The organism is Pseudomonas sp. S04, assembly GCF_009834545.1.
Lineage (GTDB): Bacteria > Pseudomonadota > Gammaproteobacteria > Pseudomonadales > Pseudomonadaceae > Aquipseudomonas.
Genome location: NZ_CP019427.1, coordinates 2853274 through 2868285, shown reverse-complemented (window position 1 = coordinate 2868285; position 15012 = coordinate 2853274). Strand labels below are relative to the sequence as shown.

Annotated in this window: 3 protein-coding genes (1 of these 3 only partly in view); all 3 read right to left on the bottom strand. The window is 67.1% G+C overall.

Translation table 11 applies throughout. From position 1 onward, the window contains the following. Tightly spaced (each overlapping or abutting the next), the 3 genes in view from PspS04_RS12835 to PspS04_RS12825 form a layout consistent with a single transcriptional unit that may run on beyond the window. On the bottom strand, nt 1–1044 hold the beginning of the coding sequence (locus PspS04_RS12835) for a non-ribosomal peptide synthase/polyketide synthase (protein WP_159995667.1). Its footprint begins 13074 nt before the window's first position; the window shows 1044 of its 14118 coding nt (coding positions 1–1044); it begins with the start codon at nt 1042–1044; its stop codon lies beyond the left edge, outside the window. Continuing rightward, a complete protein-coding gene (locus PspS04_RS12830) occupies nt 1041–11960 on the bottom strand; it encodes a non-ribosomal peptide synthetase (RefSeq protein WP_159995665.1) in 10920 nt (3639 codons plus the stop codon). Before PspS04_RS12830 ends, PspS04_RS12835 begins: the two co-directional genes overlap by 4 nt. Next, nucleotides 11957–15004 carry a non-ribosomal peptide synthetase gene (locus tag PspS04_RS12825; RefSeq protein ID WP_159995663.1) on the bottom strand — a complete coding sequence of 1016 codons (3048 nt, stop codon included), beginning with the start codon at nt 15002–15004 and terminating at the stop codon, nt 11957–11959. The genes PspS04_RS12830 and PspS04_RS12825 overlap by 4 nt, the downstream gene beginning before the upstream one ends. Nucleotides 15005–15012 lie beyond the last annotated feature (8 nt).

The following is a 15012-nucleotide window of genomic DNA, read 5'->3' as shown; positions in this document are numbered from 1 at the left end:
GACGAAGAAGCCGATCAGACGCTCGCTTTCACTGTTGCCCCGGCCCGCAATCGGCACGCCGACGCGCAGGTCGCCCTGCCCGCTGTAGCGATACAACTGCACCTTGAACGCTGCCAGCAGCAACATGAACAGCGTCGCCCCACGGGCCTGGGCCACCTTGCGCAGGCGCCCGGCCAGTGCGGGCTCGATCTCGAAGCACAGCACTGCGCCCTGGCCGCTGGGGCGCGCCGGACGCTGGTGGTCGAACGGCAGTTCCAGGGACGGCGCCTCACCGGCCAGGCGTTGCAGCCAATATTCCAGCTGGCGCTCGCCCTCGCCCGCTGCCAGCAACTTGCGTTGCCATGCGGCGCAGTCGGCGTACTGTGCCGTCAGCACCGGCAACTCAGTGGCCACGCCTCGGCAATGGGCGTTGTAGCCACGGGTGAACTCGTCCACCAGCAGGTTCATCGACCAGCCATCGGCGACGATGTGGTGCACCCCCAGCAACAGCAGATGCTCATCGGCCGCCAGGCGCAGCACGGTCACGCGCAGCAACGGTCCGTTGGCCAGGTCATAAGGGGTAATGGCGCACGCCATGTGCAGCTCGTCGACCCGCGCCTGACGCGCTGGCGCTGCAAGCTCGGCGAGGTCCTGGTAAACCACGTCCAGTTCGACCTTGGGTTCGATCAACAGGTGCGGCTGGCCGTCCACCTCATGGAAACGGCTGCGCAGGTTTTCGTGTCGCGCGAGGATAGCGCGCAACGCATTGCCGATGGCCTCCTGGTTGACCTTGCCGGTCAGGCGCACGGCGCGGTGCAGGTTGTAGGTCGGCGCCTGGGGATCGAGTTTCCAGATGAACCATTGCCGGCTCTGCGCGGCAGACAGGGCCAGGGCGCCGTCACGCGCCAGGCCCGGTACCGGCAGACGCCGCAGGTTGACGCCCGCGGCGGCCAGTTTGGCGAGAAACAGTTGCTGCTTGTCCTGCGGCAGTTGTGCCAGGCGCGCACTGATGGCCTGAAACTCACGGTCCTGCGCCGCTACCTTGGGGTCTAGGACACTACTCATTCGGCCTGCTCCAGTTCTTCCAGCAAATCATTCATGAAATCCAGCTGCAACCCGTCGTCAGCGACGGCAGGTGCATGTGCCAGCTGTGCGGCAAGGGCGCCGACGCTGGGGTAGTCGAACAGCGTGTGAATCGGCAGATCGAGGCCAAAGGTCTCGCGGATCCGCGACACCAGGCGGGTCAAGAGCAACGAATGTCCGCCGAGCTCGAAGAAATCGTCGTCGATGCCCACGCGCTCCAGGCCCAGCAGCTCACACCAGATCGCGGCCAACTGACGCTCCTGCGCCGTGCGCGGCTCGACATGCTGGCGTGCCTGCCAACCAGGCGCCGGCAACGCCTTGCGATCGAGCTTGCCATTGGGGGTATGCGGCATCCGCGCCAGCACCACGATCTGCGCCGGCACCATGTAATCCGGCAGTGCCGCTTGCAGTTGCTGCTTGAGCAGTGCCGCCAGCCCAGGCGCCGCATCCGCTTCGACGTAGCCCACCAGCACGCTCCCGGCAGGTCCGGGACGCGCCACCACAGCGGCTTCGCGCACGCCCTGGAAGCGGCGCAGGCAGGCTTCGATCTCACCGAGTTCGATGCGGTAGCCGCGGATCTTCACCTGCTGGTCGATCCGCCCCAGGTACTCCAGCGCCGCGCCGCGCCAGCGCACCAGGTCGCCCGTGCGGTACAAACGCTCGCCAGCAGCGCCGAAGGGCGCGGCGATGAAACGCTCGGCCGTCAGGCCCGGACGGCGGTGATACCCGCGGGCCAGGCCGACGCCACCGATGTACAGCTCACCGGCCACGCCTTCGGCCGCTGGCTCCAGGCTTTCGTCGAGAACATGCAAGGCGGTGCCGGCGATGGCTTCACCGAGCAGCACTTGCGGTGCATCACGGTCCAGGCGCTTGCGCGCCGACCAGATGGTGGTCTCGGTCGGGCCATAGAGGTTCCACAACTCACCGACCACAGTCTGCAGGCGTGCCGCCAGATCGCTGGCCAAGGCCTCGCCGCCGCACAACGCGCGCACCCCATTCAGGGTGCTGAACTGCGGATGCTCACTGAGCATCCGCCAAGTCGACGGTGTGGCTTGCACGCAGCCGACGCCCTGGTCGGCGATGTACTGCAGCAAGCGGCCGGCGTCGCGGGCCAGCAGCCGATCGGCCATCACCACGCTAGCGCCCGACACCAGTGGCAGGTAAAGCTCCAGCGCCGCGATATCAAAGGACAGTGAAGTCAGCGCCAGGACCTTTTCGCCGATTGCCAGGCCCGGAGCCTGGGCCATGCTCGACAGGAAGTTGGCCAGTGCCCCGTGGTGCACGGCGACACCCTTGGGCAGCCCGGTGGAGCCCGAGGTATAGATGATGTAGGCCAGTTGCTGCGGGTCGATGCTCGGCAGGCCTGGCGAGGTCGGCTCGGCAGCCGGCAAGTCCAGTTGGTCGAGGCACCAGCGCTGCTGGCCGGGGGTGGCTGGCGGCAGTTGGTCGAGCAACGCACTGTCGGTCAACACCCAGCGCGCCTGACTGTCATCGAGCATGTGGCGCAGGCGCTCAGCCGGGAACTCCGGGTCCAGCGGCACGTAGGCAGCGCCGGCCTTGAGCACGGCGAGCAAGGTCACCAGCAACTGGGCCCGACGCTCCAGGCACACCCCGACCAACGTCGCCGGCCCCACACCATGGGCCAGCAGGTGCTGGGCCAGGCGCGTGGAGGCCTGATCGAGGCTGGCATAGTCGAGCGTTTCGGCGGCGTCGCTGACCGCCGGCAAAGACGGCGTGCGCCGCGCTTGCTCGGCGAACAGCGTCGGCAGGCTCAGCCCCTCCGCCAGCGCCGGGGTTTGCCGAGCGCGGTCGATGGCGCGCTCACGGGCTTCTGGCGTAAGCATCGCCAGCTCGCCGAGGCAGCGCTGTGGATCCCCCGGCAGCGCGCGCAGCAACTCACCCAGGTGCCCCGCCAGTTGTGCCAGGAATTCCTCGCTGAATGCCTCGCTACGGGCCGCGAAGGCCAATTGCAGTTGCTCACCCGGGTTGACCGTGAGGGTCAGCGGATAGTGGCTGGACTCGCGCTGGTGCACCCCAGCGATGCCCAACCGCTGGATCGCACGGCTGCGCAGGGCTGCGTCCACCGGGTAGTTCTCAAACACCAGCAAGCTGTCGAACAGTGACTGGCCGGCACTGCCCGCCCAGCGCTGCACCTCGTACAACGGCACCTGCGCCTGCTCTTGCAACTGCAAGGTCTCGCCCTGCAACTGCAAGAGCCAGTCAGCCAACGGCTGCTGGACCAGCGGCTCGGCGATCAGCGGCAAGGTATTGATGAACAGCCCAAGCATCTCGGCACTGCCGGCCAGATCGGCCGGACGCCCCGACAGCGTGACCCCGCAGCACACCACGCGCTGGCCACTGTGGCGTTGCAGGAGCAGCAGCCAGGCCGCTTGCACCAGGGTATTGAGGGTGACCCGCTGGCGGCGGGCAAAATCCTTCAGGCGGTCGGTCGCCTGGACCTCCAGATTGAACTCCAGCAGGTGCTGCGACGCCGGCGCGGTCCCGGTCCCGGTCGCGGTCGCGGTCCCGGCGAGCAAGGTCGGCGCATCGAGTGTCGCGGTGCGGGCCTTCCAGAATGCTTCGCCACGCAGCGGATCCTGGCGCTGCAGCCAGTCGATGTAGTCGCCATAACGGCCGGCCTGGGCGCCAGTGTCTTCACCGACATACAGACCCAGCCATTGCTCGATCATCCGCGCACTGCTCCAGCCATCGAGCAGCAGATGGTGGTACGTCCACACCAGGCGGGAGCGCTGGGCGTCCAGGCGCAATACCTGGACCCGCTGCAACACCGGCACGTCAAAGCTGAATGCCACGCCACGCTGTTGCTCGGCGAACTCCGCCAGGGCCTCTGGGCTAACATCGCGGCCACGCCAGTCGTGCTCTTCCCAGGCCTCTGGGACCTGCTGGTAAACCAGTTGCAGGGGCTGATCCAGGCCATCCCAGGCAAAGGCGGTGCGCAGGATCGGATGGCGCGCGATCAGTTGTTGCCAGGCCTGGCGCAAGCGCTGGGGATCGAGGTCATCGACGTCGAATGCCAGTTGGTTGACGTAGACGCCGGCGGTGGTGTCGCTCAGGCCATGGAACAGCAAGCCTTGCTGCATCGGCGACAGGGGGTAGGCATCTGCCAGTGCCGCGCGGCTGACCGGCAACCGCGCCCAGGCGGCGTCATCCAGCCAACCCAGACCAGTGCCACCGGCGAGCGGTGGTGCCGCCTGCGGTAGCAGATGCCCGGCGACCAAGGCCAGGCGACGTACCGTCTGTTGCTCGAACAGGTCGCGCGGGGTCAGCGTCAGGCCGGCTTCACGGGCCCGCGCCACCACTTGCACCGAGACGATCGAGTCGCCGCCCAGTTCGAAGAAGTTGTCCTCGGCACTGACCTGAGGCACGTTCAGCACGCTTTGCCAGATCGCGGCCAGCAGGGTTTCTACCGCGCCTTGCGGCGCCACGTGCACCCGGGTTTCCAGCTCCGGCTCCGGCAAGGCCTTGCGATCGAGCTTGCGGTTCGGTGTCTGCGGCATGTGCTCCAGACGCATCAACCGCGCCGGCACCATGTAGTCCGGCAGCTGTGCTTGCAGGCGTTCACGCAAGCGGCCCAACAGGGCGTCGTCGGGTTCGGCCACCACATAACCAATCAACTGGTTGTGCCGCGCGACTACCGCTGCTTCGCGCACCCCCGGCTCTGCCAGCAGGCAGGCTTCGATTTCGCCCAGCTCGATGCGGAACCCACGGATCTTCACCTGCTGGTCGATCCGGCCCAGGTATTCCAGCGCACCATCGGCACGGCGGCATACCAGGTCGCCAGTGCGATACAGCCGCGCGCCGTCGCCAAATGGGTCGGCGACAAAACGCTCGGCCGTGAGTGCCGGCCGGGCGTGGTAACCCCGCGCCAGGCCTTCGCCGCCGATGTACAGCTCGCCGGCCACTCCCAGCGGCAACGGCTCAAGGTCATCATCGAGGACGTGCAGCGCGGTGTTGGCCAGGGCTTCACCGAGCAACACCTGCGGGTGTTCGGCGTCCAGCCGGTAACGCGCCGACCACACCGTGGTCTCGGTCGGGCCATACAGGTTCCACAAACCACCGGCGACCGCGCTCAGGCTGCGCGCCAGATCGGCCGGCAAGGCTTCGCCACCGCACAGCACCTGGCGGCCGGCCAGGGCCGGCAGGCTTGGGTGTTCGGCGAGCATGCGCCAGGTCGAAGGCGTGGCCTGGATCGCGGTCACTTGCTGTTGTTCGATCTGCGCCCACAGGCGCTGCGGATCACGGGCGGTGTCGCGGTCCACCAGCACCACGCTGGCGCCACTGACCAGCGGCAAATACAGCTCCAGGACCGCGATGTCGAACGACAGCGAGGTCAGGGCCAGCAATCGACCGCTCTGCTCCAAGCCCGGCGCCTGGGCCATGCTCGCCAGGAAGTTGCCCAGCCCGGCACGGCGCACGGCCACACCCTTGGGTTTGCCGGTGGAGCCAGAGGTGTAGATCACGTAGGCCAAGTGCTCGCCGCCGGCCAATGGAGCTGGGTTGCAGTCGCGGCCTTGCTCCTCCAGTTGATCCAGCCACCAGCACTCGGCGACCGTGCCCAGCGCCTGCAGCGCGGGCTGCAACGCGGTCTCGCTGAGCAACAGCGCAGCGCCGCTGTCATCGAGCATGTGCCGCAGCCGTTCGGCCGGGAACTCAGGGTCCAGCGGCACGTAGGCGCCACCGGTCTTGAGCACGGCCAGCAAGGCCACCAGGAGCTGCGGCCCGCGTTCCAGGCACACGCCCACCAACACATCCGGCCCCACGCCCGCGGCTTGCAGGCGATGGGCCAAGCGGTTGGCCTGGCGATTCAGTTCGGCGTAGCTCAGGCACAGTTGCGCCTGGCGCAGCGCAATCGCCTGCGGCACACGGGCGGCCTGGCGCTGGAATTGTTGCACCAGGTCAAAATCGGCCACCCCGTGGTCGTGGGCAGCACCGGCATTCAATACCGCTGCCCGTTCGCTGACGCCCAACAACGGCAGTTGCCCCAAACGCAGGCTGGCGTCCTCGCTGATCGCCAGCAACAGCTGCTGCAGGTGGCCGTCGAGGCGCTCGATCGCCGCGCTATCGAAGCGGGCACGGTCATAGCTGTAGCAGAACGCCAACGAGTCGCCCTGGTTGACCAGCAGCATCAGTGGGTAATTGCCCTGCTCGCGGCTGAGCAGATTGGAGAACCGTGGGCCATCGCCCTGGCCACTCAACAACGCGCTATCGAGCGGGTAGTTCTCGAACACCAGGATCTGCTCGAACAGGCTCTGCCCGCCCTGCCCGGCCCAGCGTTGAATGTCATACAGCGCCGAGTGTTCATGCTCGCGCACCGCCAGGCCCAGAGCCTGGACGTGGTCCAGCCATTGGCCGACGGTGAGCTGTGGGTGCGGGCTGGCAACCACCGGCAAGGTATTGATGAACAGCCCCAGTTGCTGCTCGATCCCCGGCAACTCGGCCGGACGCCCGGCGACGGTGGCGCCGAAGGCCACGCACGCCTGGCCGGTGTAGCGCTGCAGCAGCAACAGCCAGGCAGCCTGCAGCAGACTGCTGAGGGTGACCTTGCGCTGGCGGGCGAATTGGCGCAGACGCTCGCTGGTCGCGCTGGACAGCTGCGAGCGATGCTCGGCGGTGCCTTGCCCGGGATTTTCCAGGGCAATAGCCGCCGCCAGCGAGGTGGGCGACTGCAGCGGCGCCAACTGCTCGCGCCAGAAGCGCTCGCTGGCGGCCGCAGGGTTGCCGGCCAACCAGGCAATATAGTCACGATAGCGCCCCACAGGGGTCGGCAGCGCTTGCCCGGCATAGCGCTGCATCACCTCGGCGAACAACTGGGCCTGGCTCCAGCCATCGAGCAGCAAGTGATGGCAGGTCCAGATCAAGTGATGCCGGTCGGTGCCGGTCTGCACCAGCAGCAGCCGCATCAAGGGTGGACGCAGCAGGTCGAAGGGACGGCGCTCGGCCTCGGCGAGGGCTTCGATATCACCCGCCTCGGCCTCGCTCCAGTCCAGCGCGACAGCACCCATGATGACCTGCAACGGCACCCCGCCCGCCGGACTGACAAATCCACTGCGCAGCACGCCATGGCTGTCCAAAGACGCTTGCCAGGCGGCACGCAGACGCTCGGGATCGAGGCCTTCGGCATCCATGCGCACCTGGTTGATGTAGCTGCCATCGCCCGGTTGATACAGGCTGTGGAACAGCATGCCGTGCTGCATCGGCGACAGCGGGTAGAGGTCTTCAACCTGGCTCAGCGGCAGCGCCAGGGCATCCAGTTGCGCTTGGTCAAGGGTCGCCAAGGGGAAGTCCGACGGCGTCGCACCGCCGACGCCTGGCGTCAGGCAATGGGCGACCAGCGCCAACAGTTCGGCCTCATACAGTGCCACCAGTTCGGCCAGCCGCGGCGCGTCGAGTTGCTGCGGGCTGAAGGTCCAGGCCAACTGCAGGCGACCGTCGTTCACCCCGCCGTCGATCGACAGCCAATTGGACAACGGCGCCGCCGGGTCCAGGCTGTCTGCGCAAGGCTCCGTCGCACGGCGCAGCAGGCCAGCGTCAAAGCTGGTATCGAACTGACCCAGATAGTTGAAGGTGATGCGCGGCACCGGCCGCGCCGCCAACTGCGCCCGCACCTGTGCGGGAGCCAACTGTTGCAGCAGGCCGAAGCCCAGGCCGCCGTCCGGCACCCGACGCAGTTGTTCCTTGGTGGCCTTGAGCGATTGGCCCAGGTCAGCGCCGGCCTGGAGCCGCACAGGATAGGTAGAAGTGAACCAGCCTACGGTCCGACTCAGGTCCAGGTTAGCCAGATGTTCCTCGCGGCCATGGCTTTCCAGCTCTACCAACAGTTCGCCCTGTTCGCTCCAGCGCCACCAGGCCCGGGCCAGGGCACACAGCAGCAGGTCGTTGACCTGGGTGCGATAGGCCGCCGGGGCATCGCGCAGCAGTTGGCGGGTCTGGGTCTGGTCCAACTCCAAGGCCAGCGTCACGGCCTCACTGACCGCGGCCGGGCCAGCGTGGCGCGCCCCGGGGAAACTGGCCGCAGCTTCGCCCAGTTGTGCCAGCCACCAGGGCATTTGCGCCAGCACCTCGCTGTGCTGCGCGCGCTGCGCCAGAAAACCCGTCCACTCACCGAAGGCATGGCTGCGCCGCGGCAACGCCGCAGTGCTATCGGCCAGCAATTGCTGCAGGTCTTCAAGCAGGATGCGCCAGGAAACGCCGTCCACGACCAGGTGATGAATCGCCAGGAACAGGCGCTGGCCAGCGCCTTTCAGGTCGATCAACACGGCCCGTAACAGTGGACCGTGCGCCAGGTCCAGGCTGCGTTGCGCCTGGTTGACGAGCAGCGCCAGGGCGTCGGCATCCGCCGCCTCGCGGCTCCAGACCTCGACCCCGGTGGGCGCCGCGTAGGCGCCATGCCAGGTGCCCGCGGGCTCCTGATGCCAACGCAGGTTCAAGGCATCGTGATGAGCAACCAGGGTAGTGAGCGCCTGTTCCAGTTGCGCCACCGCCAGCGGCGTTGCCACGGTCAGCAACAACGACTGGTTCCAGTGCTGACGCTGGACCATGGGCGTGGCGAAGAACCTTTGCTGTACTGGCGTCAGGGCGATAACGCCCGGCTCCGGGCGTGCAGCCCCTTCGCGTTGCTGGCCCAGGGCCGTGGCCACCTGTGCCAGTTGGCGCAGGGTCTGGTGGCGGAACAGATCCCGCGGACCGACCTGCCAACCGGCCAACCGGGCGCGGCTGGCGACCTGGATGGCGATGATGGAGTCGCCACCGAGTTCGAAAAAATTATCCTGGGCGTCGATCTCATCGACACCCAGCAACTGGCTCCAGATCGTCGCCAGCGCCTGCTCCACCGGCCCTTGTGGCGCGTCCAGGGTGCGGACCTTGCGCACCGGCTCCGGCAAGGCCTTGCGGTCGAGCTTGCCGTTGGCGCTCAAGGGCATCTGCGCCAACACGATGATCTGCGCCGGCACCATGTACTCCGGCAGTGCTTCACCCAAGCGCAGACGCAGGGCGTCTGCCAGGCCGTCGTCGGCCGCCGCGACCACATAGCCGAGCAATTGCTTGCTGCCGGCTATCGCTTGCGCCACTACCACCACCGCTTCGCTGACCGCTGGGTGTTCCAGCAGACGCGCCTGGATCTCCCCCAGCTCGATGCGCAAGCCACGGATTTTTACCTGATGGTCGATTCGTCCCAGGTATTCGATCGCACCATCGTCACGCCAGCGCGCCAGGTCACCGGTACGGTACAGCCGGCTGCCCTGGCCGAACGGATCGGCGATAAAACGCTCGGCAGTCAGCCCGGGACGTCCCAGGTAACCCCGGGCCAGGCCAACACCGCCGATGTACAGCTCGCCCGGCACACCTTTGGCCACCGGCAACAATTGTCCATCGAGCACGTACAGGCGCAGGTTGGCGATCGGCCGGCCAATCGGCACGCTGTGCAGGCCCGGGGTGTCATGGCAAGCCCAATGGCTGACGTCGATGGCCGCCTCGGTGGGGCCATAAAGGTTGTGCAGGCCGGCGCTGCTCTGCGCCAGGAAGCGCTGCTGCAGATCCACGGGCAAGGCTTCGCCGCTGCACATCACCAGGCGCAAGCGCGGACAGTCAGCCAGGGACTCGGTGGCCAGGTAGGCTTGCAGCATGGACGGCACGAAGTGCAGGACGCTGATGCCGTGCCCGGCGATGATCGCCTTGAGCTCGGCCGGGTCGCGATGGGCGCCGGGAGCGGCCATGACCAGGGTCGCGCCGGTCATCAGCGGCCAGAAGAACTCCCACACCGATACGTCGAAACCAAACGGCGTCTTTTGCAGCACCCGGTCGTGCTGATCGAGGGCAAAAGTGGCCTGCATCCATTGCAGGCGATTGCACAGCGCGGCGTGACTGTTGCCCGCCCCTTTTGGCCGGCCGGTGGTGCCGGAGGTGTAGATGCTATAGGCGAGCTGGTCGGGGTGGTTGAGCAGGTCCGGGTCATCCACCGGGTACTCGGCAAACAGCGCAGCGTCGCGGTCCAGGCACAGCACCTGGCGATCGCTGGCAGGCAGGCGCGCCAGCAGATGCTCCTGGGTCAGCAGCAGTTTGGCGCCGCTGTCCTCAAGCATGTAGGCGAGGCGCTGGTCAGGCTGATCCGGTTCCAGCGGCAGGTAGGCAGCGCCGGCCTTGAGCACGGCGAGCAGGCCGACCACCATCTCCAGCGAACGCTCGGCGAACACCCCGACCAGATGCTCCGGGCCGACGCCGCGCGAGCGCAGGTAATGCGCCAGGCGATTGGCGGCAGCGTTGAGTTCGCCGTAGCTAAGTTGCCGATCGCCGACGATCAGCGCCGTAGCCTCGGGTGTAGCGAGCGCCTGCGCCTGCAGCAACACCTGCAGGCACTGCGGCTGCGCGTAGTCGACTGCAGTGGCGTTCCAGCCATCGAGGACCTGCTGGCGTTCATCGGCGTCAAGCAGCGTGAGGTCGCCGATCGCCGCGTCGGGACGCTCGGCGCAGTCGTGCAACAGACGCAGGAAATGCCCGCGCATGCGCTCGATCCGCGCGGCATCGAACAGGTCGGTGGCATAGGTGAAGGCACCACTGAGCACGCCATTGGCGTCTTCCTCGGTATCGAGGCTGAGGTCGAACTTGGCCATCTGCGGCGTAGCCACCTGCAGCCGGGCGTGCAAGCCGGGCATGCCGGAGAGTTCGGCAGTGCTGCGCTGCTCGTGATTGAACATCACCTGGAACAGCGGGTTGCGGCTCAGGCTGCGCTCTACACCGAGGGCGTCCACCAGTTCCTCGAACGGCAGGTCCTGGCAGTCCTGGGCGGCGATGACCGTCTGCCGGACCGCGTCGAGCACGGAGCGGAACGCCAGGCGCGGCTGCAGCTCGCTGCGCAACACCTGGGTATTGACGAAAAAGCCGATCAGCCCCTGGACTTCCTGGCGCTGACGGTTGGCCACCGGTACCCCCACCAGCAGTTCCTGTTGCGCCGTATAACGGTGCAGCAGGACCTTGAAGGCGGCCAGCAACAGCATGAACACGCTGCAACCACTGGCAGCGGCCAGCGCCTTGAGGCGCGTGCTCAGTGCCGGTTCCAGTTCAAAGCCCAGGCTCGCGCCGCGAAAGCTCATTTGCGCCGGTCGCGCATGATCGGCCGGCAGTTCGAGGATCGGCGGACGCTCGCCCAGGGTCTGGCGCCAATAGGCCAGTTGGCGCTCGCCCTCGCCGGCTTCCAGCCAATTGCGTTGCCACAGCGCGTAGTCGGCATATTGCACTGGCAAATCCGCCAACTGCGGGGCCTGCCCCTGCAGGTAGGCGGCATAGCCCTGCGCGAGTTCGCCGAGCAGGATCTGCATTGACCAGCCATCGGAAACGATGTGGTGCAACGCCAGCAACAAGGCGTGACGCTGCTCGCCCAAACGTACCAGGGTGAACTGCAGCAACGGCCCTTGATAGAGGTCAAACGCTTGCCCGGCAGCGTCTTGCAAGGCTGTGGCCAGGGCCGCATCAGGATCGGCCATGGCGCGCAGATCGAGGACTGGCCAGGCCTGCGCTACGGGGGCCTGGATCACTTGCGACAGCTCGCCATCAACCTCGGCAAAGCGGGTGCGCAGGATTTCATGGCGGGCGACCAGGCTGTGGAGCGCCGCCTGCAATGCCGCCTCGTCCAGCTCACCTTGCAGGTGCAGCACGCCTGCCTGGTTATAGGCGGCCGACTCCCGGTCCAGTTGCCAAAGAGTCCACAAGCGACGCTGCGCATAGGACGCCGCCAGTGCTGAAGCATTGTCCGGGCGCGGTGGAATCGGCAGGCTTTCAATGCTCATGCCCTGGGACTTGAGCTTCTCACCTAGTTGGCGACGCGCGGCCGGGTCGAGTTCGGCGAAGCGCCGGGCCAGGGCGAGCAAACGATCAGCGACAGTCATGGTGCCTCCACTTCGGCAAACAGATTTTCCAGCGCATCCAGGTCACTGCCGGGTGCTTGTTGCAATTGGGCGACCTTGGCGCAGAAACGCTCGAGGGTTTCGCCCTCGAAGAACAGCCGTAACGGCAGTTCGATGCCCAGTTGTTCCGCCAGGCGCGCGCGCAAGCGGGTGGCCAGCAGCGAGTGACCGCCGAGGGCGAAGAAGTTGTCTTGCAAGCCGACCCGCTCAACCCCCAGCGCGTCCTGCCAGACACCGGCGAGGATGCGTTGCAGTTCAGTCTGCGGTGCCTGGTAGGCCTGCTCGACGACGGCTTCGGCCGACAGTGCACGGCGGTCCACCTTGCCGTTGGGCATCAACGGCAGGTGTTCCAGTTGGTGCACAGCGCTCGGAATCAGGTGCGCCGGCAGCCGCTGTGCCAGTTGGGCCAACAGGCGCTCGGCAAGCGGTTCCTCGGCGCCCTGTGCGCGGGCCACGACAAACGCCAGCAATTGCGCGCCATTGGCCGTTTCACGAACCACCACCGCCGCCTCGCTGACCCCTGCACAACCCGCCAGCACGGCTTCCACTTCGCCGGGCTCGATGCGGAACCCGCGAATCTTCACCTGGGCGTCGATTCGCCCAAGGAACTCCAACTGGCCGTCGGTGCGCCAGCGCGCCAGGTCGCCGGTGCAATAGCCCCGACTGCCATCGGCAAGCGTCGGGTAGCGTTCAGCGGTCAGTGCCGGGCGATCCAGGTAGCCACGGGTGACCCCCGGCCCTGCGACATACAGCTGGCCAATCTGGCCGATCGGCACCGGTTCCAGTTGGGCGTCCAGCAGCAGCATGCGCATTCCCGGTGCCGGGCGGCCGATGGTCACCGGCCCCAGGTCGGCGTTCCAGGCGCTGCACCAGACGCTGCCTTCAGTCGGCCCGTACTCGTTGCTCAACAAGGTGTCGGGCAGTCGCTGGTAATGCCGCGCGACCAAGGCCGGCGTGCACGCCTCGCCGGCGACCACCACCACGCGCAGGCGCTGCTCGCCCAGGTGTTCCAGCACTTCGCCGTGCAGGCCGGGCAATGCCAGGTAGTGGGAAATCCGCTGTTCACCCAGCAGTTGCGCTATGGCCCGCGGGTCCTTGGCTTGCCCGGGTGTGGGCAGGTGCAGGCAGCCACCCTGGCCCAGGGTCCAGAAAAGCCCGGCGACGGAACTGTCGAACGACAACGACGAGAGCAAGAGGAACGACTCCACTGGTGCCTGGTAGTGGACGAAACGTGCCAGGGTCGAGGCCAGGGCGTTGGCATGGCTGACGGCAACGCCCTTGGGCGTGCCGGTGGAGCCAGAGGTATAGATGACATAAGCCAGGTCATCGCCGCTCACCGTCACTGGCACAGGTGCGTCCGGCCCCTGCCAGATGACCGAGTCCGATGCCAGGGACAGCACCGCCAGCCCGGCTGGCAGGCGCAGTTCGCTGTCGAGGGGGTCCAGGGTCAGCAGGCACGACGCGCCGGCATCGGCGAGCATGAAACCCAGGCGCTCGGCCGGGTAGTCCGGGTCCAGCGGCAGATAGGTGCCACCGGCCTTGAGAATCCCCAGCATCGCCACCAGGGCGGACAGCGAACGCCGTGCATACACCCCGACGATCCGCTCACGCCCCACGCCCACGGCCTGCAAGGCATGGGCGAGTTGGTTGGCACGCTGCTCCAGCGTGGCGTAATCGAGTGTCTGCTCGCCTTGGCGCACCGCCAGTTGGTTGTGCTTGCGGACAACTTGCGCCTCGAACAGACGGTGCAACAGCCCCGGCGATGCCAGGGGCATGTCCGGGCCCAGTTCGAAGGCGGCGATGCGCGCCCGCTCCGCGGCGCCCAGCAGGCTGACCTGGGCCAGGCGCTGCTCGAGATCGGTCAGCGCATAACCGGCAAAGACTCCGAACTGCTCCAGCCACAGCGCCGCCACTGCGGGTTCGAAGCGCTCGGCGGCATGTTCCAGGCGCAGCATCCGGCCTTCCCGGCCCAGGCTCAGCAATGGCAATTCATAGGCATCGAGCTCCACCTCGACGCCCGCCACCTGCCGACACTCAGCGCTGAAGCCAAAGCCGCCGTCGCTGTCGAGCCCGGCCACGGCACCTTCATCCAGGCATTCCAGCCACGAGCGGGCCTCGTCCAGGCGCCCACGCAGATCCTCCAGCGTACGCACCAGGCTGGCATCGGCGGCATACACCAGGTTGATCGGCAGACGACGCTCGAAGCGGCCGAGGATTCCTTGCACCTGCTCGTTGCGCCCCTCCAGGGTCACCGTCAGGTTTACCTGTGGCTGCTCGGTCAAGCGACACAGGAAACCACCCCAGAGGCACAGCAGCAGGTCGTCGGCCGGCATCCCCAGGGCTGCGGCGCGCTGGTCCAAGGCCTGCAGCAATTCGTCAGCAGGCACCCGCAACTGCTCGACCCGGCTGGCCTGCACGTCTCGTTCGAACGGCAACGGCCCGCGTGGCAACACTGTCTGTTGTACCCCGCGCCAATAGCACGCGCCTTGCGCACCGAGGTCGGCAGCCACCAGTTCACCTTGCCAGGTGGCGTAGTCAATGTACTGCAGGGCCTCCTCATCGGCGGCCGGCAAGTGGCTGCTGTAGCCTTGTCGCAGCTCCTCGGCCAATTGCTGCAAGGCCTGGGCATCGACGCTGGCCAGGGACGCGCCAAGCACCACCACGAAGCCATTGGCATCACTGGCCTCTTGCACCACGGCGGCGGCGAACGCCACCTGCTCCAGGGCACGGCGCACCACCTCGCCGGCTTCCCCCGCCAGCGCCGGATACAACGGCGACCGAACCTCCTGCTCCACCGCCTGCACCGGGCGGCGCAAGCCGTCGATCCGCAGGTAGCGAGTACGCAGGACTTCGTGGCGCTGTTGCAGCTCATCGAGCACGGCCTGCAGCCGTGACGGCTGGCAAACGCCGGCGATAGACACACGGACCAAGGCGTTCAACGGCCGACCGAGACGGTCCTGGCGGCTGAGCACGGCGCCTTGCTGTGCGCAAAGAGGGAAAGCTTCTGGGTGGGCAGGCAGTTGCATGTAGGGGA

What these genes read in the sequence shown, in the direction of transcription:
- PspS04_RS12830 (WP_159995665.1), bottom strand. Translation starts at nt 11,960, where the DNA reads ATGACTGTCGCTGATCGTTTGCTCGCCCTGGCCCGGCGCTTCGCCGAA.
- PspS04_RS12825 (WP_159995663.1), bottom strand. Translation starts at nt 15,004, where the DNA reads ATGCAACTGCCTGCCCACCCAGAAGCTTTCCCTCTTTGCGCACAGCAA.